Genomic DNA, 4712 nt, shown 5'->3' with positions numbered 1-4712 from the left:
TTGAATCTACGCATCGTGCTTTCCGAAAAGCGATTCCGATTTTCGGGCCGATGCGCTAGGCTCGTTCGCAGTCGGATGGAAACGTCCGGCGTCCGTGGAAATGCGCCAGGACAAATCCTTTCCGCCGCCGGTGCTTTGAGTTGCCCGGGCATCTGATGTCTGCCGCGCTTCGTTGCGGCCGGTTGACGAGGCGAGGGGCGACGGGCGCGCTGAAAACTGGTAGAAAGCGTGCATGGATAAGACGCGCGACATACCGGTTTTCAGCCTTTTCGGAGAGACGGCGCCCTTTCCGGATGTCGTTCATTGTGAGCGCTTTCGCGACCGCGCGCCGCAGCATGACTGGCATATCGGCGCCCATCGTCACGGGCAGATGGCGCAGGTCTTCATCATGCATCGCGGCGAGGCGGCGATCCGGATCGATGAGGAGACGCATCTGCTCGGCGACGGGCGGTTTCACTATATCGCGCCGCAGGTTGTGCACGCGCTCGGCATTGCCGGCGGTTCGGACGGGCATGTGATCTCCATCCCGGCCTTCGTGCTTTCGGGCATCGCCTCATCCTCCGCCGAACTCGGCGAGCGCTTTGCCCGTCCCTTCTGCGGCGCAGCCGACGCGGTTTCGCTTGGCATTCTGCGTGAACTGACCGACTGTTTCCGCGCGGCCCGGCCCTATCGCAACGCCGTGCTGGTCGGGCTCACCCAGGCCTTTCTTGCCGCAATCGCCGCAGTGCAGGCCGATGCGCGCGATCCGGCCGCCTCGGGTTACGAGCGCCAGCGCCGCCGCCTTGATGCCCTGATGGCCGAACATCGCGGCGATCGCTGGCGGCCGAAGGATTATGCCCGCGCGCTGTCCATCACCACCGGCCATCTGAGCCGCATCTGTCGGGAAACCGTCGGGCAGAGCGCCACAGATTACATCGAAAACGCCGTCCTTGCCGAGGCCTGCCGCCTGCTCGCCTTCACGCGCGAGCCCGTAGCCGAGATCGGCTACAGGCTCGGCTATCGCGATCCCTCCTATTTCTCGCGCCGGTTCAGGGTGTTGAAGGGGGTGACGCCGAGCGACTATCGCGAGCGGTTTTCCACTGCGGCGGATTGAGCGTCAGACAATGCGGCTGAGGTTCTGCTGCATTTTCAATAGCTGCGGAAGATAGGTCTCGACCAGCGTTTCAGCCGGCTCGGCGGTCACCGCCATGCCGGTGTTGAGCGCGGCGAGCGTCTGGCCGCGCCCGTCGATGATGGGAACGGCGATCGAGCGCAGGCCGGTCTCCACTTCCTGATCAATGAGGGCGAAGCCGTCGTGCCGCGCCGCGGCGATCCGCTCCATGATCTCGTCGGGCGAGGAGAGGCTCGCCGGCGTGCGCGGCGAAAGATCCGCGCTTTCGATCCGCGCCCGCGCCTCCGCCTCGGGAAGGGCCGCCAGCAGGACGCGTCCCATGGAGGTGCAGTGAGCGGGCAGTCTGGAACCGGGCATCAGTCCGATAGACATCACCCGCCGCTGGGCTGCGCGCGCGATATAGACGATCTCGGTGCCGTCGAGAATGGCAACCGAGCAGGACTGGCCGATCCGCTCGGACAACTGGTCGAGCCAGGGCTGGACCCGTTGCGGCAGCGGCAGTGCGTTAAGCGCGCTCATGCCGAGCCTCAGGGCCTGCGGCGTCAGCGCGAAATACTTGCCGTCATAACTCGCATAGCCCTCGGCATGCAGCGTCAGCAGGCAACGCCGCGCAGTGGCCCGGTCAAGTCCGGTTGCCGCCGATACCTCGGCGATGGAAAGCCGGGGCGTTTCCGCGCCGAAACAGGTTATGACGCGCAGGCCCTTGGCGAAGGAGGCAATGGTTTCGGTCGGCCTGTCCATGGTCGGTCCTGTGTGCACAATGCGAACAGTCGACGCATTGTGCATTGTGCAACCGTTGCCGGCAAGCGTCGGAAAGCTAGAGCCGGACGGGCAGGGGCGCTTCCAGGACGTGGCGTTTCAGTGCGGTCACGGCGGCATCCTCGGCAGCGGCGGCGGCGATGCGGCACCAGACGGCCCTGTAGAAGAGGTTCGCGGTCAGCACGGCAAAGTCATGGGCCTCCTGCGACGGATCATCGGCGGCGACAAGTCGCGCGCGCCAGTCCTGCCAGGCGGACAGAAGTGCGATCACCTCCGTCTCGTCGCCGGCGAGCTCACAGATCAAGGCGGCAAAGGCGTCGGCCCCCGCGCCGCCGGCAAAGCGCAAGCCCCGCGTTGCCATCGTCAGCGCGTGGATGCCGTTTGCGCCTTCATAGATGGCGGTGATGCGCGCATCGCGCCAGACCTGCGACAGGCCGTATTCGGTGAGATAGCCATAGCCGCCGAGCACCTGGATGCCGAGATCGGCGGCGCGGATGCCGGCCTCGGACGAAAACAGCTTGCAGACGGGGGTGAGAAAATCGACCAGTGCCGGGCGTTCTCCAAGCGCCATTTCCACCAGCGCCACATGGCACATGGCGCGGCTTCCGAGCGTCAACGCCCTTTGTTCGTCGAGCATCCGTCGCACATCGGCATGGTCCGAGAGCATGGCCGGGCTGCCATCGGGTTTGCGGCCCTGTTGGCGTTCGCCGGCATAGGCCGTTGCAATCGCGGATGCGCGCGCGGCATGGGCAACGCCCTGCAGCGAAACGTCGATGCGCGCATGGTTCATCACCGTGAACATCGCCTTCAGGCCTTCTCCCTCGACGCCGATCAGTTCGGCCGGCGTGTCGTCGAACGCCATCTGGCAGGTGGGCGAGGCGTGGAGGCCGAGCTTCTCCTCGATTCGGGTGATCTTGATCGCGTCGCCGGCGCTGTTCTTGTCGCACAGGAAGAGGGAGAGGCCCTTCACCCCGTCCTCGGCCGCGCCCGTGCGGGCGAGGACGAGATGCAGGATGTTGTCGGAAAGGTCCTGATCGCCGCCGGAGATGAAGATTTTCTCTCCGTTGAGCCGCCAGGCGTCGCCGTCCCTGCGGCCCGTGGTGCGGATGCGGCCGAGATCGGAGCCGGCGCCCGGCTCCGTCAGGCACATGGTCGATAGCGTCTCTCCCGAAATCAGCGACGGGATCCAGTCCTGTTGCTGCTTCTCGGTGCCGAAACGCAACAGCGTCTCGACGGCCGCCGGCACGAGGCTCGAGACCATCTGCAGCGCATGGTTCGCGCCGGAAAAGATCTCCGAAACGGCGGATGCGATGACCGGCGAAAGCCCCATGCCGCCGAAATCCTCGGGCGCTATGAGACCCTGCCAGCCGCCTTCGGCAAGCTGGCGGAAGGCATCGGCGAAGCCCTCGGGCATCCTCACCCGACCATCTTCCAGCCGGCAGCCCTCGGCATCGCCCGTTGCGTTGATCGGGGCGATCACGCCTTGGGCAAAATCGGCAAAATGGACAATGATCTCGCCGGCGAGCGCGTCGTCCCAGTCGGCCAGACGGTCGGCGCGGGCGACATCGCGCAGCGAGAAAAGGATATCATCAACGGGAGCAGAAAACGGGATCATTTCAGGCCTCCACGCCCAGAAGCCGCATGGCGTTTTCCTTCAGGATCAGCGGCCGCACCTCGTCGCGGAATGCAGCCTTGTCGAAGGCGTCGAGCCATTTTTCCGGCGCGATCATCGGCCAGTCCGAGCCGAACAGCATCTTCTTTTTTAGCAAGGTATTGGCGTAGCGCACCAGGATTTCCGGGAAATATTTCGGGCTCCAGCCGGAGAGATCAATATAGACATTCGGCTTGTGCTGGGCGACCGAAAGCGATTCTTCCTGCCAGGGGAAGGAGGGATGGGCGAGAATGATCGGCATGTCGGGAAAATCAACCGCGACATCGTCGATATACATCGGATCTGAATATTTCAGCCGCATGCCGTTGCCGCCTTTCATGCCGGAGCCGACGCCGGTCTGGCCGGTGTGAAACAACGCGGGCTTGCCGGTCTCGGCGATCGCCTCATAGAGCGGATAGGCCATCCGGTCGTTCGGATAAAAGCCCTGCATGGTCGGATGGAACTTGAAGCCCTGGACGCCGTGGTTTTCCACCAGATCACGCGCCTCGCGCGCGCCGAGCTTGCCCTTGGCCGGGTCGATCGAGGCGAAGGGGATCAGGATATCGCTTTCCTTGGCGCAGGCCTCGGCCACCTCGTAATTGTTGTAGCGGCGGTAGCCGGTCTCGCGCTCGGCATCGACGGGAAAAATCACCGCGGCGATGTTCATCTTGCGATAATGCGCTGCCGTTTCCGGAATGGTCGGCGGATGGGACCAGGGCGCATTGAAGTATTTCGCCATTGCCGACTGCAGATCGTCATAGCCGTCATCGGCGTGGCAGCCGCAGCTTTCCTCGGCGTGGGTATGGAAATCGATGGCGCGAACCTTGGAGAAATCAACCATGTCTTTGTCCTTCAGACCCGGATCAGGGCCGGGTCCTGGTTATCATAGAGCCGTTCGAGAAGTTCCGCACGGCGGGTGATGATCTTGCGCGTGTTGAGCGAGCCCTTGTCAGTGACTTCGCCGTCCTTCAGGCTCGGCGGCTCGGCGAGAATGATGGCGCGGGCGATGCGCCGAGCCGAACCCGTGGCCTTGCGCGCCAGAAGCCGAAGCTCCCAGTGGATTGCGGCCTGCAGATGCGCGTCGATGACCGCGCCCTCCGATGTGTTGCCGTCGTGCACGGCATCGGGATGGGGAAAGATGAAAAGACCGATCTCGCCGCGGTCGTGGCCGCAGACGACGACGTCGCGCAC

At 64.3% G+C, this 4712-nt stretch carries 4 protein-coding genes and 1 pseudogene; 1 reads left to right on the top strand and 4 read right to left on the bottom strand.

All coding sequences use genetic code 11. The annotated features are described in order from the left end of the window. Window positions 1-232 precede the first annotated feature (232 nt). Window positions 233-1093 (top strand): helix-turn-helix domain-containing protein, encoded by an 861-nt coding sequence (locus AC5DC2_RS19650; RefSeq protein ID WP_491699689.1) that lies wholly within the window; start codon window positions 233-235, stop codon window positions 1091-1093. Between the two features lie 3 nt (window positions 1094-1096). On the opposite strand, the gene AC5DC2_RS19645 is transcribed toward AC5DC2_RS19650, so the two are convergent. The 4 genes and pseudogenes from AC5DC2_RS19645 to AC5DC2_RS19630 form a co-directional block, all read right to left on the bottom strand. Beyond that, window positions 1097-1852 (bottom strand): IclR family transcriptional regulator domain-containing protein, encoded by a 756-nt coding sequence (locus AC5DC2_RS19645; RefSeq protein ID WP_491699688.1) that lies wholly within the window; start codon window positions 1850-1852, stop codon window positions 1097-1099. Window positions 1853-1928: 76 nt separating this feature from the next. After that, complete coding sequence (locus AC5DC2_RS19640) at window positions 1929-3485, bottom strand: acyl-CoA dehydrogenase family protein (protein WP_491699687.1); 1557 nt, start codon at window positions 3483-3485, stop codon at window positions 1929-1931. 1 nt (window position 3486) lies between these two features. Continuing rightward, window positions 3487-4362: an amidohydrolase family protein gene (locus AC5DC2_RS19635; RefSeq protein ID WP_491699686.1), complete on the bottom strand. Its 876-nt coding sequence runs from the start codon at window positions 4360-4362 to the stop codon at window positions 3487-3489. Window positions 4363-4373: 11 nt separating this feature from the next. Beyond that, a pseudogene (locus tag AC5DC2_RS19630) lies at window positions 4374-4712 on the bottom strand (feruloyl-CoA synthase); the annotation flags it as partial.

The organism is Martelella sp., from assembly GCF_984369615.1.
The sequence above is the reverse complement of the archived record's forward strand: the minus strand, read 5'-3'. Positions and strand labels throughout refer to the sequence as shown.